Here is a 14107-nt window from a genome sequence, read left to right as displayed (position 1 = left end):
GCTTCTCACCTCACAAGTTTTCTGGAATATCGAAGTTCATTTCTTTCTGATCGGACTGCCCTGCAGCAATAAGAAACTCAAGATGATCTCCGACCGCTTTCCAGTCCGCATCTGATTGAATATCTGAAACAACCTTCTTAATGTCGCGGTTCAATGCGGTTGATGCTTCTTTTGCGAGAGCGTTCCAATCTAGAGAAGCTTTCTTCATGAGATCCAGAACTCGATTCTTTTGAACAACATTACCTGCTTGTCCGGAGCCGGCTGCCGCTGTACTTCGGCTGCTTGATTGCCGGCTGCCACTCTGCGAATTTTGCTGCTGTGCCTTGGCTTGTTGTTGACCTTCACCATCTGCTTCCGGATCTTCACCAGCCAGATACGCTTCCAGCTCTTGCTCTGTCTGTGTGAAGATGCCGCTGGACCTTGTAGCAGCAAGGGTGGCATCAACTAACGCTCGCTTCTTAGCCATCTTAAGGACCGTGTTCCAAATGGAGTGCATGTCGTCATTTTCGATTCGATAGGATTGATACTTGCCGTATTTCCCGGAACGCTCTTTACTGACTAGGTCTTCCTTTTCAATGCCTCTAGGAAGATCTTTCTCCGACACCCAGCGCCAGCGGTACCTGCTTTCGAATGTATTAGCATGACCTACGCCTTCACCAATAATGGCACCTGATCCACGGTGAATTAATCGAATCGTGATATCCACTCCGTAATAACCGGTCTCAAAGTTTTTATCTTCCACTTTGCTAGCAATCGTAGGAGCAAAGTTATAGAACTCACACAGCCCCTCGGCGCCAGGCTTCAATAAGGTGGGCTTGTCTGTTCCAGGAATGATTCCATAGTCAACGCCTTCTTGCATAACCTCACGGAAAAATTCCTTAGTCAGATTAAGTTTTTGTTTCATATCGGCCAACTTCTTCCGTAAATCCGTTGCACTACCGAATTCATAATCGATGATTGCCCCACCGCTAGCTTGTCCGCTAGATGTTTGAGGCTGAATGACGGTGACTTCGTTCAAATTACGCCGCCCCCTTAAGCAGATCCACAATGGACTGCAGTGCCTTTAGCTCTGTTTTCAGCTTATCCAGTTGGTACCTGAACTCCATAACCAAATGCTCCGTACGTGCTACCTCGTTGCGTTCAATAACCGAAAATCTGCGAAGCTGTGCACTACGAATCTCTGCATTTTTACCGTCGATGATCATTCCCTCTTCTTCAAAAACTCCGAGGTAGAGGCCATCCTCCCTGTGTGTTAATTCAGAGCGAGCAGAATTTAGATTGTTTTGAGCTGCAATTAATGCAATCTCAGCAGCTGCGATCAGTTCCGGCAACACCAGTAAACGCTCAATGATTGATTGTTTATTCATTTAAAAGACCTCCAGTAAATTTCAGATAGATTGAATCTGACTAATACAGCTAACGCAAATTAACTTGCCACCAGGACCTGGCTTCACATTTTCGATATTGGTACAAAGTACACAACCCGGTGCATATTTCTTTAATACAATGCTGTCTCCATTTGTGAAGATTTCAATAGGATCTTTAATCTCGACCCCCAGATTCCTCCGCAGCTCAATAGGAATTACCACGCGACCAAGCTCATCAACTCTTCTTACTATTCCTGTTGCTTTCAACATTCGTTATTTCTCCTCTTGTTTGATAGATTCATAGATTTAAGGGCAAAAAAATGAGTCCTTGAATTGGTACCCCTCAGTAGGTATACTAAAAGCAATGTTATTTTCAAATGATGTAACCTTGGAGTAGTCACCCTGGCCGGTGCCTGCTTCTTTTTTTGTTTCATAAAGCTCCTTCTCAATTGAATCGAGTTCTCCACGCACCCAATCTTCGGCAGCAGGCTTAACTTCCTTATGGAAATAGCCTGGATTAGTTTGCATTGCTTCTAGATACGAATACAACTTGCTAAGATGTGCATATGTACCGACATCCTTACTCACAAGAATTAGTGACAATTTATCCCCTCCTCGCTCAGCGATCACCTTTCTTGATTTCCAATTCATGCTTTTGAATCATTCGCTTACGATCTAACCCGAACTCATCCTCAAGCACTCCTTGCATGACGTTTGCAGTCTCGATAACGTCTCTGATTTCTTGCCAAACTCTTTCAGCACTTTCTTTTCGTTTTTCAGACGAAATGTGTTTTGACATTGATAACCTCTCCAATGCTGTCCCAGCTTCGGCAAGTTGCTTAAGCAATAAGTCTTTAAGTGCCGCAGGGTGTAAATCCAGATTCGGAACATCCACTAAGATGTTGGAGATGTATCCACCCGTTCGCTCATTCGCTATCTCAAGAGCTATTTTCCAAGATAGACCAGATACAACCGTATCAAAGCCGCTTGGTAATGGGCGTTCTCCATTTTCAATGCGAGCTAGCGTTGTACGATCAATTGGAATTTGATTAGCAAGTTCTTCTTGAGTTAAATTCTTTTCTCTTCGGAATTCTTGAATTGCTTTTCCAATTGCGATTGTTATCACCACCTTTCGGATTAATGTGGCAAATCTGCACATAACTGATGTAGATTTGTGACACAGAAGGAACTTAAGATGAAATTAACGGATGATCGTTGTATCATCTCCCCTTCGCAGCCGCTGACACCTTCCCTCGTCAGCGGATTTTTATTGAGCAATACGATGATTCTGGCTCTCTTGCTGCTTCATCCAGCTTTCGATTGTCTCCATCCGGAATAGGATGCGAGCACCGACTTTGAAGTGTGGGATTTCTTTTTTGCGCACCATTGTGTAAACGGAATCGCGATGCACTCCTAAGTAAGATGCGATTTCATCGACCGTTAGGGTTTTGCGTTCGACTTGTTGGTCCATTTGATCACCTCCTTTTGTCAAACTTAATTTTCCGGTTAGGCAGAAGATTGCTCATCAACTTCGCGTATTGCATAGCGACTAGGTAAAAAAATTTCTTCTCTAGATTTCTTATATAAATTTGCTATTTCTTCAGCACGTATTGAGCTAACTTGTCTCTGTCCATTTTCAATTTGAGATAAGTAACCAGCTGAAATATTGAGCATTTTTGCAGCTTCTTCTATTGAAAACTCTGAAGTTAACCTAGCCATTTTTACTAAACTATTCATATTGCACCCCCAAACTATTCATTATGCAAAGTTCATACTTGAATATTACAACGCAAAACGCAAAGTGTCAACGCATTTCGCAAAGTTTTATGCAATTAAATTCACATTACGCATTGTGCAAAGTATAATCTAAGATAGGTGATGAATATGTTCGGAACAAGACTTAGAGGTCTTAGGAAAAAAAATGGACTAACCATGAAAGAATTAGGATCAAAATTTAATTTGGCTGAATCCACAATTTCTGGTTATGAGAACGGAACTAGAAAGCCTGATAGTGAAACTATGGAGAAAATTGCGGATTATTTTGAGGTCAGCGTGGATTTCTTACTCGGACGTTCAGATGAAAAAGAAGAATCATCTGTAGGTCGTGCTTTTTTCGGTGGCGCTGACCAATACACTGAGGATGAACTGGAGATAGCCCGCGCCGCGGCACAAGCTGCCGTAGAGGCTTATAGGAAGGGTCTGAATAAGAAGAAATAAACGACACCTTTGATGGTGTCGTTTTGTCTACTTCTTAGCGTTGTTTGATATATATGCCGTAGTCTCCTACTCTTCTCCAATAATCCCACGAATTATTTTTTCTGCTTGTGTATACCTAAGTTTGATTAATGTTAGTGCAACTTCTCCAACATCTTGATACAGGTTTTCAGCAATATCTTGCAGGTTCAAATTAGGATTATAATTATAATCTCTAGTAAATTGCTCAATTTTAGCTTTTCTCCTATTAAATTCTTCTTCTTGCGCGAGAGAAAACAAATAAGCTATCCAGTCTTTCTTTTGCTTAACCGCATTACAATTCCCACAAGATGGAACAACGTTTCCCCAGGCATGTAACCCAAGATCAGCTTTGTTCATTGGTATTAAATGGTCAAGTGATATACTATTTACGCTTATATCTATATTGCAGTAACAACATTTATTATCAAAGAAATTTAATAATTGTGTTTTATTAGGGCCACTTGATTTAAACGGAGTATAACCTCTAGCCTCATCATAAAATTTACCAACATCCTGTAAAAACATTCTAATAGCTGTATTCGAAATGTCAGACTTACTTCTTGCCATAACTTGATTTCCTTCTTTCATTTCGGTTTTATAAAACTCTTAAATTAATCTAACACAGCAAAACTAACCTGAATAGACATTTTTTGTATCCTTAGAACACTAGGTCAATTTTGGTATCACATACTTTATAAGATATGAACGGCACTTGGATGATAAGAGGGATATTAAGCAAGCATACCCTAATGTTCGAGATGTTGATCAATACACTGAGGAAGGAAGTGGAGATAGACCGTGCCGCGGCATAGTCTGCTGTAGAGGCTTATAGGAAGGGATTAAAAAAGAAATAAGACGACAATGTGTCGTCCTATTTCTTTTATTTTTTATTATCATTATAATTAAATACTTCTTTGAAAAATTCTTTTTTAAATCTTTCACGCTCTTTTTTTGACATTGCATATCCGTTTTGTAATCTTGTTATCATTCTATAATATAAAGCTTCATGCTTTATTTCAGTATAAAATTCTTCTTCTGCAGGATCATAATAAGAATTCGCTATATCTGGATGATGAAATTCATCAATTTCTAACGGAATCTTTGCATTAGGATTGTGAAAAATATGTAGTCCATCTAATATTGATTCATGGTACTCCTTTTTTTCTTCTACTTGCATCAATTTATCTAACCCATTATCATTATATCTTTCAGATGCTATAAACATAAATCTATTATCGTCACTAAGCACCCTTGCTTTTCCTATTGTTGCGGTATTACTAAAGATTACAGCACTTATGCCTTCATATTTTTTATCTAAGAACAGCCCAAGTGGAAGTTCAGTTTTTTCATTCTTTTTAATTGCTTTAACCTTTTTATTCCCATAGATGAATCTCTCACCATTAATGTCAACATACTCTGGCAAATCGTAAGTATACAATAGCTTTCTAATTGCATTTGTGTTCTGTGTAAAAAAGAAGGGTTGCTCGAAAGGAGCAACGGCTACTATAAAAGGTTTATTTTTACAATGTGTTAACTTAGAGTAATCCTTAATATATTTATCAAACTTTGATGTTAAGGCTTGCATTAAACGCACAGTAGCTAAATCTACGATTGATTCATAGTTCATATAGTTTTCATATTTTAAAGGGTCGTTAAATATATCCATTTTTTCCCACTCTGCTAATAAACCATTTTGGGGTTTCTCAGCAATCACCGCTTCAACACATAGCTCTTTCCCATTTGAACTTAGACAAAAATCAGGAGATTGTTTTGAGAAATCAACTTTAAAACCAAGATGCTTAAAACAGCCATGCAGATATAATTCCCAAAAACATGAATTAAAAGTAGTTTGAAACTCGTAAACAAATTTGTTATCACGATCAACAAATCCTTCTACCCATAAGTTAATAATTTTTTTTAAGTAAGTATCTTCTCGTATAGCTAAAAAATTATGATGTAATCTTTCTCTTTCAAGTTCTGTGTAAAATAAGTTCACATACATTCCCCTAATGTATCATTTTCATTGCAAACTACAACAGTCAATTTATAATTATAAGGAGCGGTTCTAAACGGTTCTATTCTACTGGCGGTTACAAAATAATAAATTCTAAATTTATTTATATTAGCTTTCACTTGCAGCAGTTTCCATGATAGATAAGTCCAGCTCATCGACTACTACAGCATTACAAGCTTCTGGATCATCAACATTACTTTCAATTGATTCATTTACACTGGGTAGAGTGTGTTTTATCTTTAATTCTTCAACTTGAGATTTTATTCTATTATAATTTTTCATCTCAATAAATTGTCTAATCTCAGCCTCAGACAAATATATATATTCAATAATGAGCTCAATATCTGGATGTCTACTTAGTTGTTCTTTTATGACTTTATTTTTTATTTCATTTGTTCTATCGAAATTATTTGCAATAAATAAATTAAGTAATACTTTCTTTCCAATGTCTTCATGAGAAATCCTTCTAATAACATATCGCACTCTACTATCCAGTAAAACTACGTCAAGATTAGAATTAAAGTAATTGAGTATGCTGATGCTCTCATCTGAAAACATTTCAGCAAATGTATCCATTTGTCTAAAAACGCTGCTGCTTATTTGTCGCTCAATCATTGGATGCACGCCCAATAAAATATCAATATATTTATACGTATTATCACTGCCATGTGTTGTTGGAATACCTCTAACAACGATAGCCTTATCAGAAACTGACAATAATAGATCCCTCTCAATTACCTCGTGATCAATTAGTTTTTCAAGATAAAATAAGTTCACTGAATCTCTAAATCTTCCATTTGAATTTGGATTTAACACGTCAATTCGAAACATTCCTTGAATTGAAAAAGATATATAACAAACTAATGTAGTTCCAGGAAACTCTCTACGTATAGTTATTTCGTTTGTTTCATCTGTTAATCTTGGTACTTTTCCTTTATGATCTAGTATTTTATATCCCTGTTGTGAATATAGTTTTTTTATTAGATCAATCATATTAAACTCATTATCAATAATTATTCCCGTCATAGTCATAATCAATGTGTCTGTTTCAATATCAATTGATTGTAAGATCTCGGTTGAACTAACTGCATCAAGTTTTTGTACTCTGTTAATTGATTCTTCATTTTTCTCGTTTAAATATTTTATTACTAAATTAACAAAATTCGAAGTAATAATCGTCCAATTTATTATATCTTTTTGCGAAGTTTTCATTTCAAATAAAGAATCATAATCGCCTAGTTGTCTTAACATATAAGCGTAACCTAAAAATCCTGATAGTGTAGCGATTATATATTCTCTTGAACTTTTTTCCTTATTATTTATTATTTCTTGAACCTCTAAGAGTGCATCTTTGAGTTGCCTTTCAAAGTTTGAACGCTTATGGGTTTCATCAACACCAATATTTTCCATATATATATTTTTTAAAGCATCAGCCATTGATTCTATTAATAATTTAAAATCTTCCTGATCATACCAATCAAAGAAAATCGGATTTATCCACGAAAAAGGATTCTGATAGCTTTTTAATTTACCACTTTTTAAGGTGTCTCCTTGTAGACAGCTTTCTTTATCGCTCTCAATTATAATTTTCATTTTTTTTAATGTAACTTTCAAAGCATCTGGTACAAAATGTCCTAACATTGTCTCTTCATCATCGTTTTTATTCCAAATCTCCTTTAAGTCCTGATTAATTAAATATTCTGCTTTATAGTATTCTACCATTGATGCAAAACTGTTATGTAATGTGTAGTACATATTACTTACACAAGTACGAAGTTGATTTTGTATAAGGTTTATACGGGATGACTTTTCATTCTGAAGAACAGACTGAAAAAAAATCTTAGATCTAGAAATGATATATGTAAAAAATTTCTGTTTATATTTTTCTTTTTCTGTTGAATCAATTTTCTCAAAACAAATAGCATTATTTGATACAAGAACCTTCTTGCCATCTTTAAATAAAGTTGCATCTCTTGAATTATTTAGAACACTATCTACTATGTACCCTTCTGAAACTAAATACTCAGAAACTCTATTAATGGGAAATTTAACGTCCTGTATTTTATTATCTAAGCGAAATATTACTTCGTGTAAAAAATCACTATCTTCCTGAATAATAGACACTTTGCCATTCTCCTTCACGTATATCGTATCTCAACTATACATACATATTTTACCACACCATTTTCGACATGAGTAGTAATTTTTTGTATCTTTAGAACTAGAACTATGTTAATATTTTAAATATATTCCTATATTAGGATATTATATTTACGGAGGGTTTTAAGAATGACCAAAGTTTTATCAACTGATATCGAATTTTTTGCGGCTGCCCTTTCACAAACCAATGTAGTTGTTTGCAAAGATGAAATGAATGAAAACGCCGGTGTAATACGCGAATACTGTGACAAATTTTTGCGAATCGGTGATTCGTGGTTTTCCCGGAGCTTGTATGATTTCCATATTATTACACGATAGTTAGTAAAAAACGCCAGGCTGACGTAATAATTGCGTTATGCATGGCGTTTTTTCTTTCAATTTACTAGTGATTTTTTGAACGATGCTTGTGATTATAGACTTTTATTTATTATAAGCAATGTAAAAGGAATATTTTGTATCTTCCTTGCTTTCTTGATGTTATAATAATTTGGGTTTTGAGAATATTGTCGAAAGACTATGACAGGAGAACTATAGATGAATACAAAGTTTACTGAAAATGAATTAAACATTTATTTGAAGTTTGATACCTCATTTGAGACTGTTTTTGATTTAAGTTTTTTACTTGTTGATTTACAGACATTAATCTCAGGCTTCGAATATAGTATTGAAGCTTCTACCTTAGAATCTTTATCTGGCAATTATGCAGTTGCTGAAAAATTCAATGGATATTCTATTGCAGATGAAATTATCAAAACAATTGATAATATAATTCCAATGGATGAGTATAAAAAAGAACGGGTGAAAGATGAAGTCTCAAGCTTAGTTGACAGACCTAAAAATTATTTAATTGCCCAGGAAGATGATTTAAAAGCCTATCGCACATCTTCTCGGAACTTTCTTAAAAAGCGTAAAAACAACCTTAAATTACGGGAGTTTCAACAAGGGAGCCTGATTCTTGATATTGTTGGAACAGTAATAGGTGGAATTATACTAACCTATGTAAGTAAAATAATATTTCAAGAAACAAAAAATCCGAATATAGTGAACATAAATATTCAAAACCAAAAAATAGCAATTTACAAAAATGGAAAAGTACACACTCTAAATGAACGTGAACAAAGACTTATCACATTAGAAAACAGTAATTCTGATTTTGAAGTCAGTTCAGTCGCTTCCTTAATAGATGATATATTCTCAGACGTCCCTACACATTTAGGAAATAATGAAGAAGCTGTACGATCATTGCTCCTGAACCTTGAAGAAAGAAAGTTAATTCCTAGAACCGCTTCTTATGATCAAAGAGCTATTAAAACAATAATAAGAGATGTCGAAAAACTTAAAGGAAACTTGTTAGATATTAAGAAATAAATTAATCAAAGGAGCTTTTAAATGTCAGCGGGCAAGGAGTTTGAACAAAAAGTATTCTCAACAATTGAAGCGTTAGTTAAAAACGAAGAACTTGGGGTAAGTCGAACAGCAAAAGTCTATCTAAATAAAGGATATTTTTCTAGAGATCGTGGAAAAAATATAATTGCAGATGTTTCGGTAGAGGTATTTGTAGCAAATAGTGAAACTCCGTCAATTCTTTGGATATGGGAGTGCAAAGATTACGGGAAGAAAATTCCCGTTGATGATATCGAGGAATTCCATTCTAAATTAGAACAAATAGGTTCTGATAATACTAAAGGAACATTAATTACTTCTAAAGGTGCCTTCCAAAAAGCAGCATTAAATTATGCTAGCTCTAAGAAGATCGGGCTCGCAAGATTAATGCCCAATGATCAAGTGAGCTGGGTCATGTATCATATGGACCCTTTCACATTTGATAAATTTCAAGCCACCAACACAATAAAAGCTTTGACAAATAAAAGTCATGTCGCAGAGAATAGTAACTTTTATGGCCTAACTTTAAGTAATAATTTATCCTGGTCACTTGAACAATACATCCAACACGAAATAAATGAGATGTTAAATGAACTGTAAGATTTTCTTGGCTCATTATTAATCTCACAGTATGTAATATTGTTTAGATAGAGGCGGGAAAGCCCCTGACTCCAAAATCCTCAGATTGAACATAAGACTGACGGCACTCATCGTGGTCGCCATCCCCCGTTGAGGATTTTCACCATAACGATAATGCACACACTGAAATATATATAAAAAAACGACACCGCGTTAGATCTAGGTGCCGTTTTTTTAAACTTTATTCTACAATATAAAGAGTTTTATTTATTGATAACTATAAAAAAGTAAATGAAATAAGCTTTATAAAAAGTCGAATTTCAGAAGGGTCATAACCGTTTTCGAGATCTTATTAGCACGAGAAAGTTCCTTCAATGCGATTGTTTTTGAAGTTAGGTTATTCCTGACCCAAAATGTTGAATCTATTGTTTCATAAATATTCATCTTTGAATCGCTGTTAAGTACTGAGTAAGCAAATGATTTTGTATGAATCATTTCTCCATAGGACTTAGGAAAAATCTTACCAGCAAGACTATTTGATACTTTAGAATGGGTTATTATTCCGTTTTGAGAATACGTGAAAGCATAGTTCCCCAAATGGAAATCAAGTATTCGAAATGCTGCAGTAAGTTTAGAAACTAAAAACTGACTGCTTATTCCTCTTATTGTTTCAAAATCAAATGGAGCAGAAAGGCAGATTGGTCTAACCATATGCTCTGGCAGCAAGAACTCCTTAGCAAATTGATTTGCTTCAACCTCAATTGAGTTTCTGGAATTATCAAGCATATCTGTTCGAGAACATTCAAAGCGCTGCCCCTTATGATTTAGACAGAAATGCCCAAGTTCATGAGCCTTGGTAAAATTAATACGTCCTGTATTTTTAATATCTGTATTTACAAGAATAATCGCCTTTCCTTCGGCGCGAATTAAACTCCCCATAAAATTGGGATCGTTGTATTCTATTTCGTCGTAAATAATTTTATAGTGGCCAAAAATTTGTTCCAAACTTAATGCAGGTGTTGTTGTAACATTAAACTTTTGCAGCACCTGCTGGGCACATTTAGTTGGAGTCATTTATGTGACTTACCGAGTAATTCTGCTACCCGATTCGATATTTTTGATTGTGTTTCAGCATTTATTTGTCCGTCGGCGCGTGCAGCAATTTCCCAATCAGCTATTTCATTCTTATTATCAACAGGAAAATTCACAATTGTTTTACTTGATTTACTAAATGCCTCTTGTAATACAGCTTGCATCAGCATTTCGCTGTCCTGTTTAGACTGCTCAACTGTTTTCTCTAACTCATCGCACAATGCCATGAGTTGATCGACTTTTTCAACGATGCGCTTTTGTTCGTTGAGAGGTGGAAACGGTATCAAATATTTTGCTACATCTTTTGCTGCCAAATTGGGTTGTGCAGAACCATTATCATATTGTCGTAATTGCATATACGCAATTGGAGACCTTAAATATAAGAATATATATTCTCTAAGTTTTATATCGATTAATCTAATTATCATCAACGATGAAGCAACTGCCCCAGTTTCATATGGTTCTATTCTTGCTGTTTTGCCAAATGTTGCACCTCTAAGACAATATACCAAGTCACCTGATTGTATTCTCCCCCCGCTCAATGAATCATACTTTTCTTTCTTGATATAGTTCATGGTTTCCGTTGTCAAATAACCATCTTTAGTAATGTGACCTGTGTTTATCCAAGGAATTCCTTGACTAACATATTCATTTTTATTAGGATAATTTTTGCCGCGATCACCATTTAGAAAAGTGGTTATTTCAGAAAACCTAACCCATTCCCAACCTTGAGGCAGCTCGTACGGAATCTCATCCTCCGTAATTGGTGGTCGTTGTTTTTCTTTTTTAATTTTCTTATCTTTAATCAACTGATCTTTCTCAACTCTAATATTCGCCAACAATCCACTTGCTAGTTCATCGTTCGGGTCTTGTGGAACCAATTTCCCTTGAACGGCAAGGCTTAATATACTGCTACGAAATTGATTAATACTAACACTATCATTGCAAAAATGTTCAAAGTTGTTACTAATAAAACGTAAGCCTTCCAACTGGGAAGCGTCACTGTGATCCAACAATTTTGCAAGTGCACTTTTTGTCAACATTTCCGATTTCTTCTGCTTCTTAACAATCTCGTTAGACAAATTGTCTAATCTATCAAACATATACTTAATTTGTTTTACAATACGTTTTTGTTCATTAACTGGAGGAATAGTAAGAATGATATCCAAGAACTTCCCCCTAGTAATATGTTGAAGCCCTACTGCACCATGAGCTTTATTAATCATATTCTCTAGATTAGCATTAATTGAATACATAATATATTCTTTATTCAAAAACCTTCCATACATCTCTGCTTTAAATATATGTTGATTAAGAACCGCTTTTCCCCTATGCCATATAAAAGCACCAAAAGAAGTCCCAGGTGTACCAGACCAACCTATTAATATATCACCGTTATTCACAATAAATTTTTCATCAACCTCAAAGTCGCAATAATTAAACGGTGCACTTAAATTGTTTAGATTTTGTATTCTAATGATTGGTAGCCCTTGATTAGACCAGTCAGTTGGTTTAAATGCTAGTCCATTAATGGGATTCATTATCTGTCCAATCCTTGCTAGTGCCCATCCTCGTGGAATTGGGTTTTCGGCCAAATCATTAGTATTTATTGAAGAGACAGGTTCACTTCGAATCTTTTTATGCTTTATTAACTGTTCCTTTTGCTCATTTATCAACTTTAATAGTTCCGATGAAGGCTGGTCACTTAAATCTTGCTCAACCAATTTGCCTTTAATAGCTAATTGTAATATAAGTTTTTTCAATTTATCTATATCTTTTGTAGAGTTCACAGCTTCATGAAAGTAATCTATTAATGACGTCATACTTTTGAACCTTCTTTCAAAATTGACGACAATTCATCAACTATCAATTGTTTAGCTTGCTTTACTTTTTCTATAGAATGAAGATACTGTTGGAACACTTCTACAGGATCAAGGAGTTTTTCCTCTTCTGAATGTGGATTTTTTAAATCTAAGTTATAATTACGTTTCTTTATTTCCTCAATACTTACTTTCCATGAATATTCGTTTTCAGTGCGATTTTCCCACCATTGCTTCTCTAATTCAAACTCTTCATACCTAATTGGTTTTGTCTTTGAATAATTTTTATATCCTTCTGGATAAGGATGCTCAAAATACCAAATCTCTTCAGTCGGCTTGCCTTTCTCAAAGAATAGCAGATTAGTATTAATTCCTGTATAAGGAGCAAACACACCATTCGGAAGACGAACAATTGTATGCAAATTGAATTCGTCCAACAACTTTTCTTTAATCGCTGATTTTACACCTTCACCAAACAAAAAACCGTCCGGTAGTACAATTCCTGCTCGACCGCCATCTTTGAGTAAATACATCAGCAGAACCATGAACAAATCAGCAGTTTCCTTGGTGCGGAATTTCTCAGGAAAATTTATTTCAACTCCATCTTCTTCAATGCCGCCGAATGGAGGATTAGTTACAATCACATCAACTTGATCAATTGGACGATATTCACGTACATTCTTAGTGAGGGAGTTATCATGTTTAATCTTAGGTGCATCAATATCGTGTAGAATGAGATTAGTTATAGCAAGCATATGTGGCATAGGTTTCTTCTCAATACCCATGATCGTATCTTGTAGAACCTCGTTTGCCTCTATACTTTTTATTTGGTCTGTATTCTTAAAATGTTCGATTGTACTTGTTAGATAGCCGCCAGTTCCACAAGCGAAGTCCAACACTTTTTCCCCAAGTTTCGGATTAACCATATCAACAACGAATTGAGTTACAGGACGAGGAGTATAATATTCACCTGCATTTCCTGCATTTTGCAAGTCCTTCAAAATGTTCTCATATATATCATTAAACATATGACGATCTTGCTGCGTTGTAAAATCAATCTCGTTAAGCTTGTTGATGACCTGACGCATTAATGTACCTGACTTCATGTAGTTATAGGAATCTTCAAATACAGCTTTCACGATGAATGCTTTCGGATCACTGTATTCATCCAACTCGACTTCTTTTAATTCTTTGAACAACTTATTGTTGACGAAGTCGAGAAGTTCATCTCCTGTCATGCCCTCGTCATTTGCTGCCCAATCACGCCAGCGCAGACCATCTGGAACAATCGGTACATATTCATCACGCATCATTTCCCATTCTTCTTCTTTCGCATCAAATACCTTTAAAAAGACCATCCATACCATCTGAGATATTCGTTGGGCATCTCCATCGACACCTGCATCTTTACGCATTGTATCTTGAACCGATTTTATTACTCCTGAAATTGACATTGT

At 35.3% G+C, this 14107-nt stretch carries 17 protein-coding genes; 4 read left to right on the top strand and 13 right to left on the bottom strand.

Annotated features, from left to right (window positions below):
• Positions 1-10: 10 nt before the first annotated feature.
• The 7 genes from ACUN27_RS14925 to ACUN27_RS14895 form a co-directional block, all read right to left on the bottom strand.
• Positions 11-1018, bottom strand: a complete 1008-nt coding sequence (locus ACUN27_RS14925; RefSeq protein ID WP_445559113.1) for a hypothetical protein — start codon at positions 1016-1018, stop codon at positions 11-13.
• Position 1019: 1 nt separating this feature from the next.
• A complete protein-coding gene (locus ACUN27_RS14920; protein WP_445559112.1) occupies positions 1020-1367 on the bottom strand; it encodes a hypothetical protein in 348 nt (115 codons plus the stop codon).
• Between the two features lie 21 nt (positions 1368-1388).
• The gene (locus tag ACUN27_RS14915) at positions 1389-1637 is read right to left on the bottom strand and encodes an AbrB/MazE/SpoVT family DNA-binding domain-containing protein (protein WP_445559111.1); all 249 of its coding nucleotides are present in this window, start codon (positions 1635-1637) and stop codon (positions 1389-1391) included.
• A 36-nt stretch (positions 1638-1673) separates the two neighbouring features.
• Entirely contained in the window at positions 1674-1970 is a 297-nt protein-coding gene (locus ACUN27_RS14910) for a hypothetical protein (protein WP_445559110.1), read from the bottom strand.
• A gap of 16 nt (positions 1971-1986) precedes the next feature.
• Positions 1987-2493 carry a helix-turn-helix domain-containing protein gene (locus ACUN27_RS14905; RefSeq protein WP_445559109.1) on the bottom strand — a complete coding sequence of 169 codons (507 nt, stop codon included), beginning with the start codon at positions 2491-2493 and terminating at the stop codon, positions 1987-1989.
• Positions 2494-2634: 141 nt separating this feature from the next.
• Positions 2635-2838, bottom strand: a complete 204-nt coding sequence (locus ACUN27_RS14900; RefSeq protein WP_445559108.1) for a helix-turn-helix domain-containing protein — start codon at positions 2836-2838, stop codon at positions 2635-2637.
• Between the two features lie 35 nt (positions 2839-2873).
• Entirely contained in the window at positions 2874-3104 is a 231-nt protein-coding gene (locus ACUN27_RS14895) for a helix-turn-helix domain-containing protein (protein WP_445559107.1), read from the bottom strand.
• 195 nt (positions 3105-3299) lie between these two features.
• Here ACUN27_RS14895 and ACUN27_RS14890 point away from each other — a divergent pair, with 195 nt between their 5' ends.
• A complete protein-coding gene (locus ACUN27_RS14890; RefSeq protein ID WP_445559105.1) occupies positions 3300-3584 on the top strand; it encodes a helix-turn-helix domain-containing protein in 285 nt (94 codons plus the stop codon).
• A 66-nt stretch (positions 3585-3650) separates the two neighbouring features.
• Here the strand turns inward: ACUN27_RS14890 and ACUN27_RS14885 are convergent, their stop codons facing one another.
• The 3 genes from ACUN27_RS14885 to ACUN27_RS14875 form a co-directional block, all read right to left on the bottom strand.
• Entirely contained in the window at positions 3651-4169 is a 519-nt protein-coding gene (locus ACUN27_RS14885; protein ID WP_445559104.1) for an HNH endonuclease, read from the bottom strand.
• 313 nt (positions 4170-4482) lie between these two features.
• Positions 4483-5598 (bottom strand): hypothetical protein, encoded by a 1116-nt coding sequence (locus ACUN27_RS14880; RefSeq protein WP_445559103.1) that lies wholly within the window; start codon positions 5596-5598, stop codon positions 4483-4485.
• Between the two features lie 126 nt (positions 5599-5724).
• On the bottom strand, positions 5725-7740 hold the full coding sequence (locus tag ACUN27_RS14875) for a hypothetical protein (RefSeq protein ID WP_445559102.1): 2016 nt from the start codon (positions 7738-7740) through the stop codon (positions 5725-5727).
• 165 nt (positions 7741-7905) lie between these two features.
• On the opposite strand from ACUN27_RS14875, the gene ACUN27_RS14870 reads away from it, so the two are divergent.
• The 3 genes from ACUN27_RS14870 (at position 7906) to ACUN27_RS14860 (ending at position 9759) form a co-directional block, all read left to right on the top strand.
• Positions 7906-8094: a hypothetical protein gene (locus ACUN27_RS14870; protein WP_445559101.1), complete on the top strand. Its 189-nt coding sequence runs from the start codon at positions 7906-7908 to the stop codon at positions 8092-8094.
• 216 nt (positions 8095-8310) lie between these two features.
• Positions 8311-9144 carry a hypothetical protein gene (locus ACUN27_RS14865; RefSeq protein WP_445559100.1) on the top strand — a complete coding sequence of 278 codons (834 nt, stop codon included), beginning with the start codon at positions 8311-8313 and terminating at the stop codon, positions 9142-9144.
• Positions 9145-9165: 21 nt separating this feature from the next.
• Positions 9166-9759, top strand: coding sequence for a restriction endonuclease (locus tag ACUN27_RS14860; RefSeq protein WP_445559099.1), 594 nt, complete (start codon positions 9166-9168; stop codon positions 9757-9759).
• A gap of 282 nt (positions 9760-10041) precedes the next feature.
• Here the strand turns inward: ACUN27_RS14860 and ACUN27_RS14855 are convergent, their stop codons facing one another.
• The 3 genes from ACUN27_RS14855 to ACUN27_RS14845 are packed head-to-tail and all read right to left on the bottom strand — an operon-like array spanning position 10042 to position 14104.
• Positions 10042-10812, bottom strand: coding sequence for an ImmA/IrrE family metallo-endopeptidase (locus ACUN27_RS14855; RefSeq protein ID WP_445559098.1), 771 nt, complete (start codon positions 10810-10812; stop codon positions 10042-10044).
• On the bottom strand, positions 10809-12653 hold the full coding sequence (locus tag ACUN27_RS14850) for a restriction endonuclease subunit S (protein ID WP_445559097.1): 1845 nt from the start codon (positions 12651-12653) through the stop codon (positions 10809-10811). Before ACUN27_RS14850 ends, ACUN27_RS14855 begins: the two co-directional genes overlap by 4 nt.
• The gene (locus tag ACUN27_RS14845; protein WP_445559096.1) at positions 12650-14104 is read right to left on the bottom strand and encodes a type I restriction-modification system subunit M; all 1455 of its coding nucleotides are present in this window, start codon (positions 14102-14104) and stop codon (positions 12650-12652) included. The genes ACUN27_RS14850 and ACUN27_RS14845 overlap by 4 nt, the downstream gene beginning before the upstream one ends.
• Positions 14105-14107: the final 3 nt, after the last annotated feature.

The sequence above is a fragment of the Paenibacillus sp. WC2504 genome (assembly GCF_052682475.1).
This window is presented reverse-complemented; position numbering and strand designations above follow the sequence as displayed.